The following is a 5,108-nucleotide window of genomic DNA, read 5'->3' on the forward strand; positions in this document are numbered from 1 at the left end:
CGGAACCAACCTGCTTTACTTCTGGCGAATTCGTTCCGGCTACTTCATGATGATGTACCTGCTTGACGAATTCTTTAGAGTTGAAAATAACCGGACCGTCTTTGGTGGCAACACCGCTCGTCGAAGCAACGTTTTATGGAGCGTGCCGTTACGATTATTCCTTGGAATCGTCTTAATGGTGGATGCCTTTTCGATCAATACCATTATTCCGGTTGGCATGGGCTTAACCGTACTTGAAGGCATCATCGGGTGCTTAATCTTCTTCGGCTGGTTCACATGGCTGGCCGACCTGGCATTGGTCATCATCTTCTTGATGGGCGTTCCAACTTGGGCCCACGCATGGATTGTCTTCGCAGCCATTGCATTAATGAATGGTTCAGGTCGTTCATTTGGGATCGATTACTGGTTTGTTCCGTGGTTGCAAAAGACTTGGGGCAAAGCACGTTATGGGACACCAAAAGCTGTCTATGAACCAAAAAAATAAGTCATTAGCGATTAACAGATAAAAAACGGACAACCATGGCAAATGTGATTTGCTTTGGTTGTCCGTTTTTTCGTGTCTTTTAGATATCGTCATTCAGCTAAATTGGGCTGGGCATCGGCGATTTCTACGATGTAGCGGCCATAATTTGGCACGTCAACGATTTGAATATTGGTGCCAAAAATCTGCTCTATCAGTCGTTGGTCATAACAATCAGCTGGACGCCCCTGCTTGACCAGTTGGCCATCTTTTACCAACCATAATTGATCACTGATTCGAAACGCCTGATTGATATCATGAAGCACCATAATAATTGTCATCTGCTGTTGTTCGTGGAGCCGCTTTAAAATTGTCATTAATTCGGCTTGGTAGTGAATATCCAAGTAGGTCGTCGGTTCATCCAGCAATAAATATTGTGGCTCTTGTGCCAACGCAGACGCTAACCAAACACGCTGTCGCTGACCGCCCGACAATGATGAAATCGGTCGTTGCGCCAACTCGGCCAAATTGGTTACTACAATGTAGTCAGCAACTTCAGAATCATCAATCGTTGCCAACAAATTGTGGTGTGCCAGTCGTCCGGTTTTAACAATGTCAATCACTTTCATATCGTCAAAAATATCATTTTGCTGGCTGACAACGGCAACTTTGGTGGCCAAGGTTTTTCGTGAAAGATTTGAAATTGGCTGATCGTTTAATAAGACCTTGCCGGAAGTCGGCTGGATTAATCCCGCCAGCAGTTTCAGCAAGGTTGACGTGCCGGCGCCGTTGGGACCAATACTCGATAAAATTTGGCCTTCCGGAACGGTTGCCGTTATTTGATTTAGAAGCAATTTTTGTTGTGGATAATGATAGCTAACTTGATTTAATTCCATTAAAATTCTTCCTTTGCAGCATCATAATCAAAAATGGCCCCCCAATGACGGTCATAATAACTGCTGCGGACAGTTCACTCGGCAAGACGACAATTCGCCCAATCGTGTCAATCACTAACAGCAGCCAAGCGCCCATGAGCATCGAAAGCGGAATAATGGTCTGATAATCCCGCCCCACCAGGTAGCGGACGATGTTGGGCACAACAATTCCCATGAACGGAATTGTCCCAACCACCGATGAAACGCTGGATGACAAAAAGACGACCACACATAATAATCCGATCCGCATCATGGAGGCCGAAACGCCTTTAGTCTGGAGCTGTTCGGTAGACAGTTTCAAATAATTTGCCCACGGCGAAAGAAACACCGCGACAAACATGCCGCTGACGCCGAGAAACAGCAAGACTTCTGTCTGCGACCAAGTAATGCCATTAAACGAACCCGTTGTCTGAACACCCATTCCGTTTGAAAACAGCTGCTCAAATCCTGTAAATGTCAGCATCATCGCAACACCGATAATAATCAGGCGGTAGGGACTGCTTAACGCCGATTTACTGGTCAACAACGCCAAGGCAACCAAACCACCAATCAACGCGAAAACGAACTTGTTTCCCGGAAAGGTCGGCACCAACATTGCGCCAATTAAAATAAAGAAATCAGCGGCACTGGTCACGCCCAAAATACTGGGGTCCGCCAATACGTTTCGAAAAGCTGCCTGACTCACAGCCCCTGCCACCGCCAGCATGCCACCACAAAGCATGGCAGCGAAGATCCGCGGAAGCCGAATACTGGTTAAAATGCTGAGCTGGTTGGGATTGCCGCCAGAAAAGGCACTGATGATTTGTTGAAGCGAAATGAAGCTGGCCCCCACCATCAACGAGATGACAATCGTAATGATGAGTAACGTCAAGACAATCGGATACCATAGTTTTTCAGCACGACTCACTTCTGACCACTCCCCTGCTGAGGGTATAGCCAGTTAGACACAATTTTGAGTGCCTGGGGTGCGCGCATATTCGCAGTGGCATCAAAGTTGGGTTCCTCTAGATTATAAACTCGGTGATTTTTGACAGCCGGAACCGTCTTCCACATTGGATCCGATTTGAACTCCGAATCAAATTGCGGAATCACCATATTTGGTAATGCATGAGCCAACCGCAAGATGACCTGCGGCCGGGCTCTTTTGATCGCTTCGTCATTTGGTTGAATAAATTCTTGAGTCTTTGAAGCAAAAACATTGTTCCCACCGGCGATTTCGACCAAGTCACCTACGTATGAGCGATTTGTGGCAATCATGTAAGACGCGCCGGGAAGACCCATTAAAATCAACACCCGTGGCTTGACCCGTTGTTTTTGAGCAATTGCTTTAACTTGATTTTCAGACTGATCGATTTCCCGGACAGCCGCCTTGGCCTGTCGGGTTCGATGATACTGCGTCCCCATACTTGAAATAGTCCGTTTAAGCGACGCAACGCTGGTCAGATTCAGAAAATGCGGTTGTATATGACGTTGTTTAAACGCTTTGCCAAACTGATCTTTTAATGTCGTGACTGAATAAACCGCAGTCGGTTTGAGCGCTGCGATTTTTTCAACACTTGGGTTCATCGGATTTCCGACCCGGGTGGCATGGGCATAGCGAGCAGGAATCTTATTTTGAGTGGTTGGAACGCCAACAAGTGGCAAATCCAACTTGTCGGCTATTTGAACCACCGCAAACGTTGTGGCGACGATCTTTGGTTTCTTAGGTTTATTGGCAGCACCGCTTTGACTGATAAAAATACCACAAAGCGCGCCAACCACCAAGACAGCTGCGAGCACAACAAAGGCAATCTTACGAGATCCTTTCATTTCCGAAGTGCCCCCTAATGTCTAAAGTAAATCCACAAACCTGCAGAAACACCAGCAATCAACGTCACACCGCCAACAATCCAAGGAATCCCGCTCTTCTTGGTTGTCACTGGCTTGGCAGCAGTTTTCTTGGCTGGTTTGGAAGTCGTTGACTCATTCTTAGCAGGCTGCGTTGAGGAACTACTGGAAGCTTTTTTGGGTTCTTTCTTAGCAGCCTTCTTGCTGGTTGCTTTTTTCGACTGATGCTTCTTGGTTGCTTTCGGTGACTGACTGGATGTTTTATTGGCTTTGCTTTTTGGTTGACTGGAAGTGCTCGAATTTGCGGCTTTTTGAGCCGTTGTTGCGGTTGTGTGACTCGAATTGGTCGTCACACTTCGATGGGCACTGCCGAGGCTTGGCAAGCCCGCTGTGCTGAATTTAAATGAGATTAAATGACGGGCCTTATAAACTTTGGGAACGTCAATTGCCAACTTGGCATTGATCCGTTTACTAAGACTCTTTGCATAAAATGAATAATACAAATGCGAATTACCGGCACGATCCTTTGCTTTACGAACGTTGAGCGGTGCGCGGCCGTTTACCCACATCACTTTAACGGGATACGATGATAAGCTCTTAGCGGTCTTAATTTGCATTGTGACATAGTACATGTGGTCTTTAACGACTACTTGTGCCGGCTTGACGAAGTACCCGTCAGCCATCGATGTTTGATTCGTCCCATATTTTAGTGGGTGATAAGAAATGGACTGGGCATTTGCATTGGGTGAAGCAACAGCAAATAGTCCCAAAGTCATCACCAACCCAAGTAACAACTTGAATTTACTTGAGAATTTCATGGCTATTCCCCCAAACAAAAGACAATCCACCGGCTAAAACGAAGCCGAGAAATGATAGGCCGTTTTCACTTGTGTCACTCGTCTGTGGTAATTTTTCTTGTGAAGGTTGTGCAGAACTCGACCTATTGATGACGGCAGCTGAAGCGACCGCGTGTTTATGCGCTTTAGCGGGTGCGCTCTGGCTAAATTTAAAACGAATCGGCCAAGTTGTGCTGATGTTAGCGTATGGCACAACGACGTGAATAGACCCTTTAATCACATGCTTTAAGGTCTTAAGTGAGGCGATATTAAATGAATAGGTCATAGTGTAGTTACTGCCTGATTTACCATACGTAACGGTTGACGCTTTGACTTTTTTACCATTAATGGTCACTGGACGAACAGCCTTGGATCCTAGTTTAAGGCTCTTCTTGTAGGCAACTTTAAGTTGAACATTGTAGTGCTTGGCAACTTTCTTAATAACCGCTTTTCGTGTGTAGTAATTGTTGGCCATCGATTTTGAATTTGAATCGCCTTTTAAGACAACATAGGTCCGTGTCGTGGTTGGTACAGTTGATTTCTTGGTTGTGGTCGTCTTAGTTGTTGTCGGCGTTGCCGGTTGTGTTGTTGTGCTGGTTGTACTTGATGAAGTCGCACTGGAACTATCAGCTGCGGGTGTTGTGTCAGTGGTTGTACTTGTATCCTCGGGTAAATCAGCCTGTTTAGTGGCGTTTGCCCAGTTAAATGAAAAGTCAGCTGATTCCTGCATTGTGTTGATCAGTGGAATATTGTACAGCGTAAAACTAACTGGAATGATGTTGCTTGGGTTGGTCAAGTTGAATGTCAACGTCCCGTTATTCCCCGAGGTAATCGTTGGACCAACTGATTGCCCACCCATTGATATGGACGCAATATAGTTGGCACCGTTGGTCGTCAAAACTGTCTTGTAATTTCCCTTAGAAACAGTGACATTGGCAGTTTGATCAAAGAAATGGTTGGCCATGGAAGTAGTGCTACTCCCACTCTTTAATAGTGTGACCGGGACGGTATAAATCCCATCACTCAGATTTGCAGAGTCGGCCTTGGTAG

Annotated in this window: 5 protein-coding genes and 1 pseudogene; 1 reads left to right on the forward strand and 5 read right to left on the reverse strand. The window is 46.0% G+C overall.

Features of this window, described 5'->3' with window-relative positions; genetic code table 11:
* Nucleotides 1-484 (forward strand): annotated as a pseudogene (locus AB3112_RS08040) (hypothetical protein); the annotation flags it as partial.
* 89 nt (nt 485-573) lie between these two features.
* Here AB3112_RS08040 and AB3112_RS08045 read toward each other — a convergent pair.
* The 5 genes from AB3112_RS08045 to AB3112_RS08065 all read right to left on the reverse strand — a co-directional run.
* A complete protein-coding gene (locus AB3112_RS08045; RefSeq protein ID WP_367334253.1) occupies nt 574-1,356 on the reverse strand; it encodes an ABC transporter ATP-binding protein in 783 nt (260 codons plus the stop codon).
* Nucleotides 1,337-2,302 carry a FecCD family ABC transporter permease gene (locus AB3112_RS08050; protein ID WP_367334254.1) on the reverse strand — a complete coding sequence of 322 codons (966 nt, stop codon included), beginning with the start codon at nt 2,300-2,302 and terminating at the stop codon, nt 1,337-1,339. The genes AB3112_RS08045 and AB3112_RS08050 overlap by 20 nt, the downstream gene beginning before the upstream one ends.
* Nucleotides 2,299-3,204: a heme ABC transporter substrate-binding protein IsdE gene (gene isdE / locus AB3112_RS08055; protein WP_084974843.1), complete on the reverse strand. Its 906-nt coding sequence runs from the start codon at nt 3,202-3,204 to the stop codon at nt 2,299-2,301. The genes AB3112_RS08050 and isdE overlap by 4 nt, the downstream gene beginning before the upstream one ends.
* Nucleotides 3,205-3,218: 14 nt before the next feature.
* The gene (locus AB3112_RS08060; protein ID WP_367334255.1) at nt 3,219-4,040 is read right to left on the reverse strand and encodes an NEAT domain-containing protein; all 822 of its coding nucleotides are present in this window, start codon (nt 4,038-4,040) and stop codon (nt 3,219-3,221) included.
* Nucleotides 4,024-5,108: NEAT domain-containing protein (locus AB3112_RS08065; protein WP_367334256.1), on the reverse strand; the 1,085-nt coding region annotated here is incomplete at its 5' end. The genes AB3112_RS08060 and AB3112_RS08065, both read right to left, overlap by 17 nt.

The sequence above is a fragment of the Lentilactobacillus sp. genome, from assembly GCF_040773105.1.
GTDB lineage: Bacteria > Bacillota > Bacilli > Lactobacillales > Lactobacillaceae > Lentilactobacillus > Lentilactobacillus parabuchneri.